Here is a 19365-nt window from a genome sequence, read left to right as displayed (position 1 = left end):
GCCCTGACCTGGCACACGGCGGCGGAGGGACCCGGCATGGCGACGGAGCGACTGGTGGTCGTCGGAGGCGACGCGGCGGGCATGTCCGCCGCGTCGCAGGCCCGCAGGCTCAAGGGGCCCGAGGAGCTGAGCATCGTCGCCTTCGAACGCGGCGACTTCACCTCGTACTCCGCCTGCGGCATCCCGTACTGGGTGAGCGGCGACGTCGAGGGGCCCGACGCCCTCGTCGCCCGTACGCCCGAGGAGCACCGGGCCCGGTCCATCGATCTGCGCACCCGCACCGAGGTGACGGAGATCGACGTCGCGGGGCACCGGGTACGGGCGCTGGACCGGGACAGCGGTGAGACGTACTGGACGGGCTTCGACAAGCTGGTCGTCGCGACGGGCGCCCGGCCCGTGCGCCCCGATCTGCCCGGGATCGACGCTCCGGGCGTCCACGGGGTGCAGACCCTGGGCGACGGCCAGGCGCTCCTGGACTCGCTGGACCGGGCCACGGGACGCCGGGCGGTCGTCGTCGGCGCGGGCTACATCGGCGTCGAGATGGCCGAGGCGATGCTGAAGCGCGGCTTCGAGGTGACGGTGCTCAACCGGGGTGCGCAGCCGATGGCGACGCTCGATCCCGACATGGGCCGGCTGGTCCACGAAGCGATGGACGGACTGGGCATCACCACGGTCAACGAAGCCTCGGTCACCAGGATCGACACCGGCCGGGACGGGCGGGTCACCGCGGTCGCCACGGACCGGGAGACCTACCCGGCGGACGTCGTCGTGCTCGGCATCGGCGTCGAGCCGGAGACCTCCCTCGCCCGCGAGGCCGGCCTCCCGCTGGGACCGCACGGCGGCCTGCTGACGGACCTCTCGATGCGGGTCGTGGGGCAGGAGGACATCTGGGCGGGCGGGGACTGCGTCGAGGTCCAGGACCTCGTCGCGGGCCGCACCCGCCACATCGCGCTCGGCACCCACGCGAACAAGCACGGCCAGATCATCGGGTCCAACGTCGGCGGGGGCTACGGCACGTTCCCCGGCGTGGTCGGTACGGCGGTGAGCAAGGTCTGCGACCTGGAGATCGCCAGGACCGGGCTGCGCGAGAAGGACGCCCGCGCCGTCGGACTGCGCTACGTCACGGCCACGATCGAGTCGACGGGCCGTGCCGGCTACTACCCGGGGGCGAAGCCGATGACGGTGAAGATGCTCGCGGAGTACCGGACCGGCCGGCTCCTGGGCGTGCAGATCGTCGGCCGCGAGGGGGCGGCGAAGCGCGTGGACGTCGCGGCGGTGGCGCTCACCGCCGGAATGACGGTGGAGGCGATGACGGCCCTCGACCTCGGCTACGCCCCGCCGTTCTCGCCGGTGTGGGACCCGGTCCTGGTGGCCGCCCGCAAGGCCGTGGCGGCGGTGCGGGCGAGCCTGCGGGACTAGTGGGCCGTCTGCTGGTGGACGTACTCGACCAGGCGCGTCAGGGCGTCCGGTTCGGTCGTCGGCATGACGCCGTGGCCGAGGTTGAAGATGTGGCCCTCGAGGCCGGCGGCGGCGTCGAGCACCTCGCGGGTCTTCGCCTCGACCGCTCCGGTCGGGGCGAAGAGCACCGCCGGGTCCAGGTTGCCCTGGAGTGCCTTGCCGGGGCCGACCCGGCGGGCGCCCTCGTCCATCGGTACCCTCCAGTCCACACCGACGACGTCCGCGCCGGCCTCACCCATCAGGCCGAGGAGCTCACCGGTGCCCACGCCGAAGTGGATGCGCGGGACGCCGTACGACGCGACGGCGTCGAAGACCTTCGCGGAGGCCGGCATCACGGAGCTGCGGTAGTCGGCCGGGGCGAGCGCGCCGACCCAGGAGTCGAAGAGCTGGACCGCCGAGGCACCCGCCTCGATCTGGACCTTGAGGAACGCGCCGGTGATCTCCGCGAGCCGGTCGAGCAGGTCGGCCCAGAGCTCCGGCTCGCCGTACATCATGGCCTTGGTGCGCTCGTGGTTGCGGGACGGGCCGCCCTCCACGAGGTAGCTCGCGAGGGTGAACGGCGCACCGGCGAATCCGATCAGCGGCGTGGCGCCGAGCTCGGCCGTGAGCATCCCGATGGCCTCGGTGACGTACGGGACGTCGTCGGGCGTGAGGTCGCGCAGCCGGGCCAGGTCGGCGCGGGTGCGGATCGGCTCGGCGATCACCGGGCCGACGCCGGGCTTGATGTCGAGGTCGATGCCGATGGCCTTGAGGGGAACGACGATGTCGCTGAAGTAGATCGCCGCGTCGACCTTGTGGCGGCGCACGGGCTGCAGCGTGATCTCGGTGACCAGCTCCGGCATCATGCAGGAGTCGAGCATCGCGATGCCCTCGCGGACCTTCAGGTACTCGGGCAGCGACCGGCCCGCCTGGCGCATGAACCAGACCGGTGTGTGCGGCACCGGCTCGCGGCGACAGGCCTTCAGGAACGCCGAGTCATGGGTGGCGGGGGTCGTCCGCAGGCCCGAGGACGGGCCCTCCCCTGATCGGACGGAGCTGAGCTCTTGGGGAAGGTCGTTGGCACTCACGCACAGAATCTTCGCACGGAGCGGCAACTAGCCGGACCTCGCATGGGTGTCCCTCCCTGCACGGGGCTCCGGTTCCGCCTACTCTTCCCCGCATGGCTCCGGCTCAGGGACAATTTTCCGATCATTCCGATGGCACTGACAGCGAGGAGAGTGCGGAGGGCGAAACAGTCCCGCAGGCGTTCCGGTCGGCGGTCGAGGCGCTGCGCTCCGCGCGCCTTCGCCCCGAACTGGAGGTCGAGCCCACGCGGCCGCCGAAGCGGCTCGCCCCGCACGCCTACGCCGTGGAGGCCGCCGTCGTGGAGGGCGAGGACGATCTCGCCGACGGCCGCCTGGTCCTCCTGCACGACCCCGCCGGACACGACGCCTGGCAGGGCACGTTCCGGCTGGTGACGCTCGTACGGGCCGAGCTGGAACCGGAGATGGCCGCCGACCCGCTGCTGCCCGAGGTGTGCTGGTCCTGGCTCACGGGGGCGCTGGACGCCCGCGGGCTCTCCTACGGGGAGGCGGGCGGGACGGTGACGCGCGCCGGCTCGCACTACTTCGGCGCGCTGTCCGAGCGCCGCCCGGCGACGCAGATCGAGATCCGGGCCTCGTGGACGCCGCGTGAGGGGCGCGGCGGAGTGCCGGACATGGGCGCGCACCTGGTCGCCTGGGGCGATCTGCTCTGCCAGCTCGCCGGTCTGCCGCCCTCGGGCACGGCCGACGCCGCGGTGGTGACCCTGCCCCAGCGGCGCGGGCCCCAGGTCTCATAACGCAGCGTCATCTTCGGAGAGAGCCGGTCGCACAGGGACCGGCTCTCTTTTCGTACAATCGATCGCGCGTCCTATTTGCCCGAATTGTTACTCACTAAATCGTGATCTTCCTCTAAAGGAGGACGCACCTGCTGCCGAAGAGGTCAATGACCCTTCAAGCACGGTTCGCCCCCGGCTTCATCCCCGAGCCGGCCCGTCCCGCCACTCCCCAGGAGGCCTGGTGTCCGTTCTCCTCGAGCAGCCCGCAAGCCTGGTCGCCTACCGCCCGAACAAGCCGACGGCCATGGTCGTCGTGGCCGACCCGCGCGTCCGTTCCACCGTCACCCGCCATCTGTGGGCCCTCGGAGTTCGTGACGTCATCGAGGCGTCGTCCATCGCGGAGGCCCGCCCCCGCGTCGGCAACCCGCGCGACATCTGCGTTGCCGACGTCCACCTGCCCGACGGTTCCGGGCTGACCCTGCTGTCCGAGACCCGAGCCGCCGGCTGGCCGAACGGCCTCGCCCTCTCCGCCGCCGACGACATCGGCGCCGTACGCAACGCCCTCGCGGGCGGCGTGAAGGGCTACGTCGTCACCGGCACCCGTACCAACATCGGCCACCCCACCCGTCCCGGCGTCGCCCCGATCGGCGCCAATGCCGCCCGTATGCACCGCAGGCCCCCCGGTTCCCCGAGCCACCCGGGCGGCTACCGCGAACTCTCCGGCCGCGAGGTGGAGGTGCTCCGCCTGGTCGCCGAAGGCCAGTCCAACAAGGCCATCGGCGTCTCGATGGGCCTCTCCGCACTCACCGTGAAGAGTCACCTCGCCCGCATCGCCCGCAAGCTCGGCACCGGAGACCGTGCAGGAATGGTCGCCGTGGCCCTGCGGACGGGCATCATCCACTGACCCCACACACCCCGCCGGCACCTGCGCGGATGCGTATCCGGCCGGTTTACGTGCATGGCCGCCCGTCGACGGAACGTTCCGTCGGCGGGCGACGCACATACACAGATACCCTTGGCATGTGACCGACGCCCAAGAGACCGCAGCAGACACTTCACTGCGAACCACCGGGGGCGCTCCCCCGGACGACGTCGCCCCGGCGCCGATCCCCTTGCTCGAACCGCGCGAGGGCATCCCCCCGGTGGTGGCGGACGACGACGCGCTCGCCCGGGTGGTCGCGGCCTTCGCCGCGGGCACCGGCCCCGTCGCCGTCGACGCCGAGCGCGCCTCGGGCTACCGCTACGGGCAGCGCGCCTACCTCGTACAGCTGCGCCGCGAGGGCGCCGGGAGTGCGCTGATCGACCCGGTCGGCTGTCCCGACCTCTCCGGTCTCGGCCACGCGCTCACCGGCACCGAGTGGATCCTGCACGCCGCGACCCAGGACCTGCCCTGCCTGCGCGACATAGGCATGACCCCGACCTCGCTCTTCGACACGGAGCTCGCCGGACGGCTGGCCGGATTCCCGCGCGTCGGACTGGGCGCCATAGTGGAGAACGTCCTCGGCTACGCCTTGGAGAAGGGACACTCCGCGGTCGACTGGTCCACCCGCCCGCTGCCCGACCCCTGGCTGCGCTACGCCGCCCTCGACGTCGAGCTGCTGGTGGACCTGCGCGACGCCCTGGAGGAGGAGCTGGACCGGCAGGGCAAGCTGGACTGGGCGCTGGAGGAGTTCGCCGCGATCGCCTCGGCGCCCCCGGCTCCCCCGCGCAAGGACCCGTGGCGCCGGACCTCCGGCATGCACAAGGTGCGCCGGCGCCGTCAGATCGCGGTCGTCCGGGAGCTGTGGACCGCCCGCGACCAGGTGGCGCAGCGCCGTGACATCTCGCCCGGCAAGGTGCTCGGCGACGCCGCGATCATCGAGGCGGCCCTGGCCCTCCCGGCGAACGTGCAGGCGCTCACGGCACTGCCCGGCTTCGGGCACCGCATGGGGCGCCGTCAGCTGGAGCAGTGGCAGGCGGCCGTCGACCGGGCCAGGGAGCTGCCCGAGTCGGAGCTGCCGCAGCCCGGCCAGCAGCCGGCCGGCCCGCCGCCGCCCCGCTCCTGGGCGGACAAGGACCCGGCCGCCGCGGCCCGTCTGTCGGCGGCCCGCACCGCGGTGTCGGAGCTCGCCGAGCGGCTGCACATGCCGCAGGAGAACCTGATCACCCCCGACACGGTGCGCAGGGTCTGCTGGGAGCCGCCCAAGGTCCTGACCCCGGACACGGTCGAGACCGCCCTCGCCGGCCACGGCGCGCGCCACTGGCAGATCGGCCAGGTCGGGCCCCTGCTGCTGAGGGCCCTGGACACCAGCGCCTGACACGTCCCGACACGCGTACGCCCCCCGCCGGATCCGGCGGGGGGCGTACGCGTGTCGGGAGCACCCCGGGGACCGCCTCTTCGAGGAGGATCGAATTCACGCCAGTTACCCGGTCCTCTCGGGCGGCCGGCGACGCTCCCTCCCCGTGTGACGTTCGCCGCTCCGGCGACGGGGGGTGGGCAGTCTGGTTACCCGCAAGTAGCATGAGGGTCGTGGCGTGCCGATGCGTGCGCCCGCAGCAGTGCCATCCCGCACCCTGGAGGAGAGCCACCGTGCCTCGTACCATCCGGGACGTCGTCTTCGTCGACGGCGTCCGCACCCCGTTCGGCAAAGCGGGCCCGAAGGGCATCTACCACGAGACCCGCGCCGACGATCTCGTCGTGAAGGCCATCCGGGAGCTGCTGCGCCGCAACCCGGACCTGGACCCCGCGAAGATCGACGAGGTCGCCATCGCCGCGACCACCCAGATCGGCGACCAGGGCCTCACCCTCGGGCGTACGGCCGGGATTCTGGCCGGTCTGCCTCAGTCGGTGCCCGGTTACTCCATCGACCGCATGTGTGCGGGCGCCCTGACCGCCGTCACCGCGACGGCCGGTTCCATCGCCTTCGGCGCGTACGACGTCGTCATCGCCGGCGGTGTCGAGCACATGGGCCGCCACCCGATGGGCGAGAGCGTGGACCCGAACCCGCGTCTCGTGTCGGAGAAGCTGGTCGACGAGTCCGCCCTGTTCATGGGCATGACCGCGGAGAACCTGCACGACAGGTACCCCTCGATCACCAAGCAGCGCGCCGACGAGTACGCGGTCCGCTCGCAGGAGAAGGCCGCCAAGGCGTACGCCAACGGCAAGATCCAGCAGGACCTGGTGCCGGTATCCGTGCGCCGCACCGACCCGGCCGTCGGCGAGACGGGCTGGGGCCTGGTCACCGCGGACGAGCCGATGCGCCCGGGCACCACCATGGAGTCCCTGGCCGGCCTGAAGACCCCGTTCCGCGCCCACGGCCGCGTGACGGCCGGTAACGCCGCGGGCCTCAACGACGGCGCCACCGCCTCGCTGCTCGCGTCCGAGGAGACCGCCCGCGAGCTGGGCCTCCCGGTCAAGATGCGCCTCGTCTCGTACGCCTTCGCGGGTGTCGAGCCCGAGGTCATGGGCTACGGCCCGATCCCGGCGACGGAGAAGGCCCTGGCCAAGGCCGGTCTCTCCATCGAGGACATCGGTCTCTTCGAGATCAACGAGGCCTTCGCCGTGCAGGTGCTCGCGTTCCTGGAGCACTACGGCATCGCCGACGACGACCAGCGCGTCAACCAGTACGGCGGCGCGATCGCCTACGGTCACCCGCTCGCCTCCTCCGGCGTCCGCCTGATGACTCAGCTGGCCCGCCAGTTCGAGGAGCAGCCGGAGGTCCGCTACGGCCTGACGACCATGTGCGTCGGCTTCGGCATGGGCGCGACGGTCGTCTGGGAGAACCCGAACTTCAACGGAGGCAACAAGTGAGCTCCACCACTGAGCTTCTGAGGGGCGCGGCCGAGCTGTTCCCCGGCGAGGTCGTCACGCAGGCGCACGTACGCCATCTCGACCTGCCCGGCGGTGCGGGGCGCTTCGCGCTCATCACCCTGGACAACGGCTTCGACCACACCAAGCCGACCACCATCGGCCCGCAGTCGCTGGCGAACCTGAACGCCGCCGTCGACCAGGTCGAGAAGGAGGCGGCCGAGGGCACGATCGTCGGCGTCGGTGTCACCGGCAAGCCGTTCATCTTCGCCGTCGGCGCGGACCTCAAGGGCGTCGAGCTCCTCAAGGACCACAAGGACGCGCTGGCCATCGGCAAGGGCGGCCACGACGTCTTCCGCCGCCTGTCCGGCCTCGCGGTCCCCACGTTCGCGTACTACAACGGCGCGGCCATGGGCGGCGGTGTGGAGATCGGTCTGCACTGCTCCTACCGCACCGTCTCCAGCGCGCTGCCCGCGTTCTCACTGCCCGAGGTCTTCCTCGGCCTGGTCCCCGGCTGGGGCGGCTGCGCGCTGCTCCCCAACCTGATCGGCGCCGACCGCGCCGTCTCGGTGATCATCGAGAACTCGCTCAACCAGAACCGTCAGCTCAAGGGCAAGCAGGTCTACGAGCTCGGGATCGCCGACGCGATCTTCGAGGGCGCCGACTTCCTGGAGCAGTCGCTGATCTGGACCGCCTCCGTCCTCAAGGGCGAGCTCGTGGTCGAGCGCCTCGAGGTCGACCGCGGTGACGCCTGGGACCAGGCCGTCGCCCGCGGCAGGGCCGTTGCCGACTCCAAGGTGCACGGCGCCGCCCCGGCCGCGTACCGCGCGCTGGAGATCATCGCCGCGGCCAAGAGCGGTGACCTGTCCGCCGGCTTCGACGCCGAGGACCAGGCCCTCGCGGACCTGATCATGGGCGGCGAGCTGCGCTCCGGGATCTACTCCTTCAACCTGGTCCAGAAGCGCGCCAAGCGTCCGGCCGGCGCTCCGGACAAGGCCCTGGCCCGTCCGGTCACCAAGGTCGGCGTGGTGGGCGCGGGCCTGATGGCCAGCCAGCTCGCGCTGCTCTTCCTGCGCCGCCTCGAGGTGCCGGTCGTCCTCACGGACATCGACCAGGCACGCGTCGACAAGGGTGTGGGCTACGTCCACGCCGAGATCGAGAAGCTGCTCGGCAAGGGCCGCATCAACCAGGACAAGGCCAACCGCCTCAAGGCCCTGGTCTCCGGTGTGCTGGACAAGGCGGAGGGCTTCTCCGACGCCGACTTCATCATCGAGGCCGTCTTCGAGGAGATCGGCGTCAAGCAGAAGGTGTTCGCGGAGGTCGAGGCGGTCGCCCCGGCGCACGCGATCCTCGCCACGAACACCTCGTCCCTCTCGGTCACCGAGATGGCGTCGAAGCTGAAGAACCCCGAGCGGGTCGTCGGCTTCCACTTCTTCAACCCGGTCGCGATCCTCCCGCTCCTGGAGATCGTCCGCGGCGAGCAGACCGACGACGCCTCGCTGGCCACGGCCTTCGGCGTCGCCCGCAAGCTGAAGAAGACCGCGGTCCTGGTGAAGGACGCCCCGGCGTTCGTCGTCAACCGCATCCTCACCCGCTTCATGGGCGAGATCCAGAACATCATCGACGAGGGCACCCCGGTCGAGACGGCGGAGAAGGCCATCGAGCCCCTCGGCCTGCCGATGTCCCCGCTGGTGCTCCTGGAGCTGGTCGGCCCGGCCATCGGCCTGCACGTCTCCGAGACCCTGAACCGCGCGTTCCCGGACCGATTCACGGTCTCCGAGAACCTCGCCGCGGTCGTCAAGGCCGGCAAGCGCGGCTTCTACGTCTACGAATCCGGAGCGCCGGTCCTCGACCCCGAGGTCGCCGCCCTCCTCAAGCAGGGCGACACCGTCCTGACGGAGGACCAGGTCCGTGACCGCGTCCTCGACGCGGTGGCGCAGGAGATCGGCCTGATGCTGGACGAGGGCGTCGTCGCCGAGGCCCAGGACATCGACCTCTGCCTGATCACGGGCGCCGGCTGGCCCTTCCACCTGGGCGGCATCACGCCGTACCTGGACCGCGAGGGCGTCTCGCAGCGGGTCAACGGGAAGCCGTTCCTGGCGCAGGGCGTGGCGAGCGTCCCGGCGTAACCGGGGATCTCCCTGTGGACGGGCCGTACGGGATCCTTCCGTACGGCCCGTCCGCGTGCTGCGGCGTCCGACGGCACGGCGCACGTACGAACGGGCCGGACGGGGTCACCCGCCCGGCCCGTCGCCCGTCCCGGCCGTCACCAGGTCCCGGTGAACGGCCTGTGGTTGCAGGCCTCGCCGCACTCCTCACGGGAGTTGCCGGCTGCGCGGATGCCGCTGTTCTCCGGGATGCCGACGACCTTGAACCGGACGGTGGCGGGAGCGGATTCCTGCGCGCCGAAGAGCGCGATGACATCGACGGCGTGGTGCCCGGCCCGCCAGCGGTGGGCGTGGGTGAAGTGCCACTCGCCCTTCTCGTCGACGGCGGTCGCACCGATCAGCCGGCCGCCCTCCATCAGCACGACCTTGGTGGCGCCCGGCTGGGTGCGTCCGGCGAAGCGCACCTTCGGCCCCGCGAACTTGTTCTCCTTCGGTGCCGTGATGACGGTGGGCGCCACGCCTGCAATCACCTGGAAGTGCTGCTCGGCCGTCGGTGAACACCCGTCCGCCCGGAGCCCCACGCACTGGACGAGGTGTTCGCCGGGGGTCCACTCGACCGCACGGCGCCACAGCCACTGGCCGGCGGCGCCCACACCGGTTCCCCCGATGTACTGGCCCTGCTCGAAGAACAGCAGGTAATCCGTGCCGGGTGCGGCGGTGCCCGAGAACTTGGTCATGGGACCCACGGTGGCTCCGGCGGCAGGGCGGGCGAAACTCGGCACTCCGCCGGTGCGCACACCGTAGTTCAGGGCCGACTCGGGCGACTGGACCGTGAACTCGTTCGAGACCGGAGGCAGCCCTTCGGGTTCCATGAGCGCCGCTATGTCCACGTCGGCCCTGGTGAGGACGGAACGCTCGACGAGGCCGGCCACGACCAGCCGGGCGACCTCGTAGGCCCCGGGATGGTTCAGGTGGCTCGAATCGATGTTTCCGTCCGGGTGCAGGGCGTGCTCTCCGGCGTCGACCCAGCAGAAGTACTGGCGCAACCGCGTGGGGCCGATCCTGGACCAGAGACTCATCGTGATGCCGGTGAGATCGATCAGCGGGACACCCCGCTCGGCCGCGACCTCCGCCATGGCCCGCGGATACTCGCCCCGCGTGTTCTTCACCTCGCCGGTCGCGGAGAAGGCGTAGCGCGCCGTGGGAGTGACCATGACCGGCACTCCGCCCTCACTCCGGATGTAGTCCGTGAAGAGCCCCAGGATCTCCTGGTACTCCGGCACCGGCACATAGCGCATGCCGTTGTGGATCATGTGGTCCACGCCGCCGAACCCGAGGAGGACGACGTCCCCGGGACTCATCCTGTTGAGGAGGCCCGCGAACCGCTCGGTGTAGTACTTGCGCGTGGTCATCGCGCTGCGCGCGTAGTTCGCCACGTCGATCGGGCCGACGAGCAGCTCCTGTATCTTCTGCCCCCAGCCGGCCATGGGGGCCTCCTCGTCCGTGCGCGGCGCCGGAACGGAATCCCCGAGGACAAATATTGTGCGGTTCATTTTATCCCCATCCAAGGAGTTCTAGCGGTCGACGACGTTCATGGCCATGGCCCCTGACGCGGAGCAGTAGGGGCGCACCCGGACGGGCTTGGCCGGGTGGACGCTCACGAATTCGGTTGTCTCGTCCCCCACGACCGGTACTTCCGGGTACACGAACGCACCCTTCACGTCGGGGAAATCCTCCAGGAGATGACACACGCGGAACTTGCGCCAGTTGTCCGGAGAGGGCTGGAGCCACCAGTCCCAGTCCTCCCAGCGGTCGAGGCGGTGGTCCACCACCTTGCGGACCGGCACCTCGACCCGGAAGGCGTTGTTCGCGAGGACCTGGACGGGCACGGTGAAGTTGGCCGAGCGCGGCCCGCGCCGGCTGACCACGAAGAGAGCGCCGGGCTCGATCCGGGCGGACCCGCAGAGGACACCGGTCAGGGTGATCCCGTGCTCGTCGACCTCGACGGCGGTCGACTCGACGTGGTCCTGCCGCAGAACGGTACGGAGCATCAGCTTGCCGTTCGGCTGCGCGTACGGGAGGTTCCATCCGACGGGCGTCGTCCCGGAGTCGGTCAGGACGGCCGCCCTGGCCCCGATCAGCTTCCGCGTGTCCCGGATCCCGGCCTTCATATGGACGTCGGCAGACTTCGCCGAGGACATGGTGACCCGCCATCGGCCGTCGCCGAGGTCCTCCAGGGCCGAGGGGGTCAGCGCGGCCGTGTAGCGCGTGCCACCGTTGCCGAGCGGTTTTCGGGTGGTGCGCAGAGGCATGTCCGGCAGCCGTTTCCCGTCGGACGGGTTGTGCCTGAGGACGAACTGCCAGCGGCTCTTGCCGTCCTGCGGGCCGACGGCCGAGAACCTCAGCCAGCCGACGTCGTCGGCCGCCACATCGACCGTGGCGGCCGCTATCGAGACGGGCGGCACGGTCGACTGCACGGCGACGACGTCCGAGGCCGCGGCCGGGGGCCGGTAACCGCTGTCCGAGGCCGACCGCCGGCGCGCCGCGCCCTCGAACAGCTCGACGTATCGTGCCGCGACCGCCTCGGGGTCGTAGCGCGCGGAGTTGCGCAGGGCGGCCACGCCCATGTCGCGGCGGAGCCGGTCGTCGGACATCAGCAGCCTCAGGCCGTGCGCGATCGCCTCCGCGTCCTCGGTCCTGACCAGCAGGCCGTCCTCGCCGTGGCGCAGGATCTCGCGCGGCCCCACGGGGCAGTCGGTGGACACGACGGGCAGCCCGCACCGCATGGCCTCCACCAGTGTCATGCCGAAGGACTCGGCGCTGGAGGTGACGGCGGCGATCGACCCCTTGGCCCACTCCGACTCGATCGGGGAGAACCCGCCCATGAGCAGCGCTCGTCCGGCGAGTCCGAGTTCGGTGGTCAGCTCGCGCAGAGCGGCCGCCTCGCCTCCGTCGCCGTAGATCCGCAACTGCCAGTCGGGGAACTCGTCGGCGAGCATGCCGAAGGCACGGATCAGCAGGTCGTAGCGCTTGATCCGGTGCATGCGGCCCGCGCTGACGATCACCTTGTGGGAGCCGTCCGCGGGCTCGACCACGGGACGCGGCACGCTGTTGGGGATGCCGATGACCGGGATCCCGGGCACGGGGGTGTGCTCCAGGAACGATCGGGCGTCGGCCTCCGTGACCGTCGTCACGGCGTCGAGCCGCGGATAGACCCGTGCCATCTCGGCACGGACCGCCGGCGGGATCCCCAGATGCGTCATGTGCTCCTGGGCGACACGCAGGACCGGGTCACGGGTGTACCGCGCGACGAAGAGATTCAGGCTGGGCCTGGTGCCCACCACCACATCCGCGGTGGTCCGGCTCAGGTCCTGGATGATCCGCGCGTCGGTGAACCTGCTGTACTGGGCGTAGAACTCCTCCTGCCGTGGAACGACCTCGCTCGGCTCGTCGCTGCCGGGGGCCCGCACGTCGGCCGATCCGGACCGGAGGTCCACCAGGGCTCGCACGGTGATGCGTGGGGAGATCTCGAACTTCGTCGCGGTGCTGCGTCTGAAGACCGAGACGATCTCGACCTCATGACGGACCGCCAGCGCCTCGGCGAGATTGATCACCGTCCGGTTGGTACCGCCGATGCCGTAGATGTTGTTGATCAGGAACGAGATCTTCACCGGGCCGCACGTTCTTTCCGCTCGAACGGGCTCGGCACCGGGAAGTAGGACTCCAGGAAAGCGTTCAGCATGAGGGTCTGCCGGTTCACCTCGAAGGTGTCCGAGACCGTGTCGTTGATGCAGAACGCCTGCCGGTCACGCCGGGCCAGCAGGATGCCCAGCCTTCTGGAGATCTCCGGCTTCGCCAGATCCAGATAGGCGAAACTGATGTCGGAGGGCACGGCTCGTCCTGTGAAGTACGCGTAGTAGTGGTAGAGCGAGGACGGGATGGAGATGTCGGTCGCGCTGCGGAATCTGCTGTGCGAGGTGCTGTGGTGCGCCTCGGCGAACTCCTTCTCCATCTCGTAGAGGACACTGCGCCGCAGGGCGTACGGAGCGTGCCGGAGTTTCTGCACGATGGCGGATCCGAAGCTCTCGAGGATGATCTTCCGGTTGTTCTTCCCGGCGGCGTCGACGGGCCGGTCCCCCACGGTCAGGCCCCATCTGGGCACCTGCGAGGGGGAGAAGAAGGTGCGGGTCATCCCGTTCGACATGAAGAAGTCCTTGGGCGTCGTCGGGCACCCGAGGAACATGTCGTCGTTGAAGTACAGGAAATGCTCGGCCAGACCGTCGATGTGGTGCAGCTGGCTCTCGATGGCGTGCGAGTTGTACGTCGGCAGGGCGGCCGAGTCCTGGAATATCTCCGAGTGGTCGACGACCGTGAGACGGGAACTGCGCAGACTCAGCCACTCGGGTCTCTGCCGGTCCGTCACGAGATAGATGTGGCGGACCCAGGGCGCGTTCTGCTCCAGCGCGCGCAGGGAGTAGCGGAGTTCGTCGCGGCTGATGTACCGGGCCGCGTTGGCCGACTCGGTGTGGTAGCCCCCGTCGCCGTACTGGGCGCGCCGACGCTGCCATTCCGGGGCCGCCCCGTCCACCCAGGTGTAGACGACGTCGACGGGAAAACGCACGTCCTCCGGCAGCACGTCGGCGCAGGCCTCGATCGTGCGCACCGACCGGGTGCGGCGGGTGTGCAGGGCGGCGAACCCGGTCAGCCGGCTGACGGGAACACTGACCCGTGGTTCGTCAAGGGAGACGTCCTCGGTGACCCGGTTGGGGCGAGGGGCGACCAGCCGGCCGTCCTCGGCGCGCCAGAACTCGATGTCACAGCCGTAACGGAGGCCCAGTACCAGGGAGTTGCCGGGATCGGCCCACACCATGCCGGTGCGAAGCACGCTCGCCCGGCGCCCGGTGCGCCGGGCTCCGGCGGATCCGCACAGGGCGGACCGGCCGACGAGCCGCTCGCCGGAGCAAGCGGAAAGGTACACGGGCGCGGTGAGGCGGGTCGTCGCGAGGGCGGTCACGACACGTTCCCGGTCGGCCGCCGAGACGCCGAGGACGGACCTGAAGTCGGAGTTGCCCCGGACGGCGAAGTAGTCGATCCCCGCGTCGTCGAGCAGGGAGACGATCAGTTCCAGGTTCGCCTCCCGCAGGCCGAGCGGGGAAGCCGTGGCACGCACGAGCGCGATCATCCCTCCCCGTCCCGAGAGGACGGCCAGGCTCTCCGAGGTGCGGAAGAGGTGGGGCCAGCGGCGCCGCGCCCTGCGTCCTCGGACGAACCGAGCGGCCAGGGTGAGGATGTGCAGGCGCCGCAACAGCCCCTTGAGACCGGTCCGCAGGCGCATGGGGACGCGCCGGGCGACGCGACGCCTCAGGGATCGGGGAACGACGTTGCGGTACACCCCGATGACCGCGGATGCCTCCGGATTACTAGTGCTCACGTGTACGGTTCCGGGTCCTCTGAGTGGCCGTGCTCGAACGGACTCGCCACGGGGAAGTAGCGGCGCAGGAAATCGACGACCGCCTTGCTGCCGCCCTGGCCGAGAGCCTCGTTGCTCCCGAGCCCGAAGAACTGGAGCTGCTGCAGGTCGCGTCGCACGAGGAGCCGGTCGAGTCGCAGGGCGATTCCGGGAAGGGCCGCGTGCACGACAGCGGTGGTCTCACCCGAGGGGTCGGCGAGGCCGTGGGCGTACGCGAAGTGGTGGGCCAGCCCGTCACCCGGATGGGATCCGGGAAGCTTCGGCTGCGCCTGCCCGTCCGGTGACGGCTCAGCCGTCACCCCTGTCTCCGCGAGCCGGCCCAGGATCGAGCACGTGTACGGCTGCGGTCCGGGCGCGAAGGACTGCGTCACGGCCCGGCCGGTCGCCGAATACGCCTGCGCGGTCCAGGGTGCGAACGACTCCTCCGCCGTCCACATCCCCCGCCGCGGCCGCGTCGTGCCGCCGGGGGTGAAGTAGTCGAACGGACGCGTCGGCCGCCCGAGCAGCGCGCCGGGCCTGAGGAGCAGGAAGTGCTCCGCGATGTCGGGAAGGAGGTGGAGGCGGCCGTCGGCCCCGTGCTCGTCCGTGACCACGACAAGCCTGGCGTCGCCTCCCCTGAGCCACCCGGGTGCCGGAGTCCGGGCCACCACATGGACGACATCGATCCACGGGGCGTACTGGTGGAGGGAGCGCAGGGACGCCCGCAGCAGCTCCTCGTTCCAGGCGCCCGGGTGCTCCCACAGCAGAACGGCGTCGACAGGGAAGGAGATCTCTTCGAGGCGCGCGATGTCGAACTGTTCCAGCGTGATCGACGGGTCCATGTCACCGTCGATGTCGCAGTAGCCCGAAAGCCGGTCGAAGCCGATCTCGATTCCCACGGCGTCCCTGGAGACGACTCGCTGGACACGATTGGGCCGGGGTCCGACCAGGCGCTCCTGCGGCAGATCGCTGTTGACCGTCCAGAACTCGATCTCGATGCCCTGGTCCTCACCGACCCAGAGGTTCTCGGTGGGCTCGGTGCGCAGCCAGGTGATCCGCACGGCCTTGGCTCTGCCGTAGTTCTTCCAGGCCTTGAGATGGCTCCCCGGAGTCATGAGGGTGTCGTTGTTCACGGGCGACGCCGACACGACGTATCCGGTGTGTTCCTCCAGCAGCGCGCGGAGCACCCGGCGGACCGGCCCCTTGTCCTGCTGCTCCACCGCGAGGCAGATGCGCCGGTCGTCGAGCGCGGGCACGGCGAACCAGGGGATGTCGGCGGCGTCCAGGGCCGAGGTCACCAGATCATGGTCGAGACGACGCGCCAGGTCGATGGTCAGTCCCTGGTGCACATGACCGACACGGCCGTCCGGTGTGCGCGTCCTGCGTTCGGACGCGCTCGCGAAATCTCCCTTCCTGACCAGCCGGAGCGCGCGCCGGTGAAGGCGCGCCTCACGACGGTTGAGGGTGCGGACCAGGCCGCCCTTGACCTTGCGCCGGACCCGGGTCGGCACCCGGCTGCCGGCGACGGCACGCACCGGTTGCGGCACGATGCGCTTGTAGACCCTGGCCGCAGAACTCGAATCGGTCATGTCATGAACCCCGATTCATCGTTCGTACGGACTGGGGACGGGGAAGTAGGCGTTGAGGAATCCGTCGAGCAGCTCCTGCTGGGCCTCGATGTCCTCCGGCGTGGAGAACGCGTCGTTCAGGCAGAAGGAGTCCTGGCTCCGGCCGTCGAGGAGCCGCTGCAGGCGGTCCGCCAGGTCGGGAACGGCCAGCTGGAGGTAGGTGAACGGCATGGCCCCCGGCTGGGCACGGCCGGTCAGCGCCGCGTAGTAGAGCCCGAACGACGAGGTCGTGGACAGATCCGTCATCGCCCGGAAGCGGCTGGCCGCCGTACGGGCCCATGCCTGCGGGAAGTCGCGCTCGGCTTCCTCCATCGCGCTGCGGCGCAGCGCGTAGGGGATGTGCTCCATGGGCTGGGTGATCACCCGGCCGAAGCGCTCCCGCAGAAGAGCGCGGTTGTTCTTGCACGCCGCGTCGACCGGGGTGTCGGTCTCGACGACCGGGCCCTGCGGTATGCGGTTGCGCGAGGGGAAGTACCGCGCCGTTCCGCTCGGCGTGAAGAACGAGTGCGGCGCGACGGGACGTCCTATGAACATGTCGTCGTTGAAGTACAGGAAGTGCTCGGACAGCCCTTCGATGTGGTGCAGCTGGCTCTCGATCGAGTGCGAGTTGAACGTCGGCAGGTCCGCGGAGTTCCGGAAGATCTCCCGGTGGCTCACCACACGGATCCCGGGTACGTCCTCACGGAGCCACGCCGGCACCTGGTCGTCCGTGGCGATGTAGATGTTGCGGATCCACGGGGCGAACATGTGGAGCGACCGGACCGAGTAGCGCAGTTCGTCACGGCTGATGAAGCGGGCGTCGCTCGCGGACTCGGCGTGGTAGACCTCACCCTTCGCCGCCGCCTTGCGCTGCTGCCAGGCGGGGTCGTTCCCGTCCACCCACGTGTACACGGCGTCGACGGGGAACGCGATGTCCTCGACACAGCTCACCAGGAACTCGGGCCTGGTGGCGAGCGGGGGAGCCTCGTCCCGCGACGTGTGATCGGAGACGAAGCGGCTGAACAGCCGCGGAGCCCCGAGGACGTTTCCGCCCTCCCCCGACACCGCCCAGGTGACCCTGTTGGCCCGGGGCGCGACCAGGTGGGTCCCCTGCCACCGCCAGAACTCCACCGCGCATCCGTACTCGTGGCCGAGCACCAGGTGCCTGCCCACATCGGCGCGGTACCAGCTGACCTGCACCGCTGCCGCGTCACGGACACCGCGCCAGGCCTTGGGATCCCGGGACGAGCGGGGAGCGCCGGGCGCCGCCGCGTGCGGATCGATCACGCTGAGGTGACCCGCGTACTGCCCCATCCCCCTGAAGAGGGCGCCCAGAACGGCTTCCCGGTCCTCCTCGGCGACCGCAACGACAGTTCCGTGGTCCGAGGTCCCGCGGACGGCGAAGAAGGAGACTCCGGCGGACTGGAGCAGATCGGCTACGGCGGAACGATTCGCCTCGCGGGCGCCGAGAGGCGTGAGCCCCGGCTCCACATAGACGTCGTCCGTCGCACCACCGGACGTGTGCGGCTGCTGAGGGGCCGAGGGCGCAGTGGGGGGCGGAGCCGGCGAATGACCCGGCACCGCCTCCCGGACATGACTCACCATCGGTCCAGGAATGATCGTCAAACCCGCCACCCCCCACCCGGGCCGGACAAACGCCGCCGCACGCCATCACTCCCTGAGCTGCCTGCGGTCGACGACCAGCAGAGTTCTTCGCGGACCCCCCCGGGACCGCAACTCTGCGAGCTTTATTCGCCACAAGTAGTCATTGATGGCAACTGAAAGAACTTTCAACTTTCACAGAGCGATCACATCTTCATCAGTTGTAGGCTCCGTGTCAATGTCCGACTCACAAGCCACAAATCGCCAAACATGGCGAAATGGCGTACAAATCGACCACGGCGTCGCTGCCCGACAGGCAGCGCGTACGGGGGCGGACGTCAGGCCCGCTCCGCCGGACTCATGGCCAGGCCCGGTTCGGCGTTCTGGCGCGCGACGTACAGGGCTCCGTCGGCGCCGATCACTCCCAGCACCACCCGCCCCAGGCTGTCGACCGCCAGGGCCGGCGGCATGCCCGTCCGTTCACCGGTCGGCGACCACCACAGGCCGCCCCCCTCGTTCTCCGTGCCGCACGCCGCGAGCATGACCTGACCGTCGAGGTCGCGATGCGCCAGGACCGTACAGTCGTAGCCGTCGAGCGGGGCCCGCAGCGCGGTGACCGGACCTTCGGCCGGGGTGCCTCCCAGCGGGATCACCCAGCCCCCGAGGCGATAGGCCATCACGCCCCCCGTCGCGGGGTCGGTCCAGTAGTACGTGCACCGCTCCGGTGCGGTCTCCAGCGCCGTCACACTGCCCGAAGCCATCTGGACGGGGATGTCCTGCTCCCGCGAGAAGGCTCCGTTCGGAGACGTCTGACGCCAGTGCATCGCTGCGCCCGGGCCCTGGACGAGGAGATCGGCGGCGCCGGACCGTCCCGGAGTGACAGCCATCCCCTCCTCCGCGCCACGGGCGTTCATGTTGTGCCACGACTCCCACTTGCCGTCCTTGTCGTCGCGCCGCAGCATCACACCGCCGGCCGCGGTCCGCACGAAGAAGTGCACCAGTCCGGACGGGCTCACGATGCCCGTCGGCGCTCCCATGCCGGACGCCTGGTCGGAGTTCTTGCGCGGATTACCGAGGGAACGCCACTCGCCGAGGCCGCGGCCGCTCTGGTACTGGATGGCGTGCATCACCTCGACGACGGGCGGTCCGTCCTTCTTCGGGACGGCCCTGCGTCCGAGGAAGTGCACGTACCCGTCGGCGCCTTGGGCGAGAGAGAGGTGCGTCAGGTGGGGCACTTCGAACAGGTCCGGGCCTGACCATTCCGGCCCTCCCGGACGCGTCTCCGTCCACCGGAGGACTCCGTCGGGGTGTCGCGCGTACGCGGTGAGTCTTCCGTCCTTGCCGCGCACGATCCACTGACCGCCGACGGCGGCCACGGCCGCGCGACGGTCGTCGCTCCGGTGCTCACGGGCAGTTCGCACCGGGGCGGTCCCCCGGTCGGCGCGCCCAGACTTGACCCGCATGATGTGAGGTCGTCCTTCCCATGATTGCCCGCCAGGACCCGGCGCCGGCTGCTGCACCGCCACCTGCGTCAGGGACGCACGACGGATCTGGCA

Annotated in this window: 13 protein-coding genes; 6 read left to right on the top strand and 7 right to left on the bottom strand. The window is 70.4% G+C overall.

The window, feature by feature from the left end:
* Positions 1 to 36 precede the first annotated feature (36 nt).
* Positions 37 to 1419, top strand: coding sequence for an FAD-dependent oxidoreductase (locus tag ACFUNE_RS23125; RefSeq protein WP_383571131.1), 1383 nt, complete (start codon positions 37 to 39; stop codon positions 1417 to 1419).
* Here ACFUNE_RS23125 and hemE read toward each other — a convergent pair.
* Positions 1416 to 2525, bottom strand: coding sequence for a uroporphyrinogen decarboxylase (gene hemE / locus ACFUNE_RS23120; RefSeq protein ID WP_383571128.1), 1110 nt, complete (start codon positions 2523 to 2525; stop codon positions 1416 to 1418). The genes ACFUNE_RS23125 and hemE overlap by 4 nt on opposite strands.
* Before the next feature lie 92 nt (positions 2526 to 2617).
* Here hemE and ACFUNE_RS23115 point away from each other — a divergent pair, with 92 nt between their 5' ends.
* From ACFUNE_RS23115 to ACFUNE_RS23095, 5 genes are all read left to right on the top strand, one after another.
* Positions 2618 to 3277, top strand: coding sequence for a DUF3000 domain-containing protein (locus ACFUNE_RS23115; protein ID WP_383571125.1), 660 nt, complete (start codon positions 2618 to 2620; stop codon positions 3275 to 3277).
* 220 nt (positions 3278 to 3497) lie between these two features.
* Complete coding sequence (locus ACFUNE_RS23110) at positions 3498 to 4160, top strand: response regulator transcription factor (RefSeq protein ID WP_033300087.1); 663 nt, start codon at positions 3498 to 3500, stop codon at positions 4158 to 4160.
* Between the two features lie 118 nt (positions 4161 to 4278).
* Positions 4279 to 5553 (top strand): HRDC domain-containing protein, encoded by a 1275-nt coding sequence (locus ACFUNE_RS23105; RefSeq protein ID WP_383571121.1) that lies wholly within the window; start codon positions 4279 to 4281, stop codon positions 5551 to 5553.
* A gap of 272 nt (positions 5554 to 5825) precedes the next feature.
* Positions 5826 to 7046 (top strand): thiolase family protein, encoded by a 1221-nt coding sequence (locus ACFUNE_RS23100; RefSeq protein WP_383571118.1) that lies wholly within the window; start codon positions 5826 to 5828, stop codon positions 7044 to 7046.
* Complete coding sequence (locus tag ACFUNE_RS23095) at positions 7043 to 9172, top strand: 3-hydroxyacyl-CoA dehydrogenase NAD-binding domain-containing protein (RefSeq protein ID WP_383571115.1); 2130 nt, start codon at positions 7043 to 7045, stop codon at positions 9170 to 9172. The genes ACFUNE_RS23100 and ACFUNE_RS23095 overlap by 4 nt, the downstream gene beginning before the upstream one ends.
* A gap of 137 nt (positions 9173 to 9309) precedes the next feature.
* On the opposite strand, the gene ACFUNE_RS23090 is transcribed toward ACFUNE_RS23095, so the two are convergent.
* From ACFUNE_RS23090 to ACFUNE_RS23065, 6 genes are all read right to left on the bottom strand, one after another.
* Positions 9310 to 10704, bottom strand: a complete 1395-nt coding sequence (locus ACFUNE_RS23090) for a GDSL-type esterase/lipase family protein (RefSeq protein ID WP_383571112.1) — start codon at positions 10702 to 10704, stop codon at positions 9310 to 9312.
* Positions 10705 to 10725: 21 nt separating this feature from the next.
* Positions 10726 to 12822, bottom strand: a complete 2097-nt coding sequence (locus tag ACFUNE_RS23085; RefSeq protein ID WP_383571109.1) for a glycosyltransferase family 4 protein — start codon at positions 12820 to 12822, stop codon at positions 10726 to 10728.
* Positions 12819 to 14582, bottom strand: a complete 1764-nt coding sequence (locus ACFUNE_RS23080; protein WP_383571106.1) for a stealth family protein — start codon at positions 14580 to 14582, stop codon at positions 12819 to 12821. Before ACFUNE_RS23080 ends, ACFUNE_RS23085 begins: the two co-directional genes overlap by 4 nt.
* The gene (locus ACFUNE_RS23075; protein ID WP_383571103.1) at positions 14579 to 16189 is read right to left on the bottom strand and encodes a sugar phosphotransferase; all 1611 of its coding nucleotides are present in this window, start codon (positions 16187 to 16189) and stop codon (positions 14579 to 14581) included. Before ACFUNE_RS23075 ends, ACFUNE_RS23080 begins: the two co-directional genes overlap by 4 nt.
* A 15-nt stretch (positions 16190 to 16204) precedes the next feature.
* Positions 16205 to 17812 carry a stealth family protein gene (locus tag ACFUNE_RS23070; RefSeq protein WP_383571100.1) on the bottom strand — a complete coding sequence of 536 codons (1608 nt, stop codon included), beginning with the start codon at positions 17810 to 17812 and terminating at the stop codon, positions 16205 to 16207.
* A gap of 335 nt (positions 17813 to 18147) precedes the next feature.
* Complete coding sequence (locus ACFUNE_RS23065; RefSeq protein ID WP_383571097.1) at positions 18148 to 19272, bottom strand: hypothetical protein; 1125 nt, start codon at positions 19270 to 19272, stop codon at positions 18148 to 18150.
* Positions 19273 to 19365: the final 93 nt, after the last annotated feature.

The organism is Streptomyces sp. NPDC057287 (assembly GCF_042667905.1).
Classification (GTDB): domain Bacteria; phylum Actinomycetota; class Actinomycetes; order Streptomycetales; family Streptomycetaceae; genus Streptomyces.
Note: the sequence above shows the minus strand (reverse complement) of the source record. Positions and strands in the feature narration are given on the sequence as shown.

Bases quoted from the DNA above. Each gene is read 5' to 3' on its own strand.
- ACFUNE_RS23115 (WP_383571125.1), top strand. From the start codon at position 2,618: ATGGCTCCGGCTCAGGGACAATTTTCCGATCATTCCGATGGCACTGAC.
- ACFUNE_RS23125 (WP_383571131.1), top strand. From the start codon at position 37: ATGGCGACGGAGCGACTGGTGGTCGTCGGAGGCGACGCGGCGGGCATG.
- ACFUNE_RS23090 (WP_383571112.1), bottom strand. From the start codon at position 10,704: ATGAACCGCACAATATTTGTCCTCGGGGATTCCGTTCCGGCGCCGCGC.
- ACFUNE_RS23075 (WP_383571103.1), bottom strand. From the start codon at position 16,189: ATGACCGATTCGAGTTCTGCGGCCAGGGTCTACAAGCGCATCGTGCCG.
- ACFUNE_RS23065 (WP_383571097.1), bottom strand. From the start codon at position 19,272: ATGCGGGTCAAGTCTGGGCGCGCCGACCGGGGGACCGCCCCGGTGCGA.
- ACFUNE_RS23070 (WP_383571100.1), bottom strand. From the start codon at position 17,812: ATGGTGAGTCATGTCCGGGAGGCGGTGCCGGGTCATTCGCCGGCTCCG.